Origin of the sequence: Lysobacter sp. TAB13 (assembly GCF_052113885.1) — a bacterium.
In the GTDB taxonomy this organism is placed as follows: domain Bacteria; phylum Pseudomonadota; class Gammaproteobacteria; order Xanthomonadales; family Xanthomonadaceae; genus Lysobacter; species Lysobacter gummosus.
Map to the genome: position 1 here is coordinate 1 of NZ_JBFRDR010000260.1, position 416 is coordinate 416.

Below are 416 nucleotides of genomic sequence, written 5' to 3' on the forward strand. Positions count from 1 at the left end.
CAATTGTTTATAATCAGGTAATCAAGTTGCGCCCTGAAAACTGGATACGAAAGATTAGGCTTGCTGAAGCCTTTTTAGCTGCTGTCTACCGGATGTATGGGTCACAGTAAACGTGTTTAGGATAAGCCCTCGACCGATTAGTATTCGTCAGCTACACACATTGCTGTGCTTCCACCCCGAACCTATCAACCTCGTCGTCTTCAAGGGGTCTTACATACTGGGAAATCTCATCTTGAGGGGGGCTTCATGCTTAGATGCTTTCAGCRCTTATCCCKTCCGYACWTRGCTACCCAGCGGTGCTCCTGGCGGAACAACTGGTACACCAGMGGTRCGTCCAYCCCGGTCCTCTCGTACTARGGRCAGMTCCTCTCAAWWWTCCTRCRCCCRCGRCAGATAGGGACCGAACTGTCTCACGA

Annotated in this window: 1 rRNA gene; it reads right to left on the reverse strand. The window is 51.0% G+C overall.

Annotation, left to right across the window (positions count from 1 at the left end):
• Positions 1-117 precede the first annotated feature (117 nt).
• Positions 118-416, reverse strand: a 23S ribosomal RNA gene (locus AB4Y92_RS26085); the annotation flags it as partial.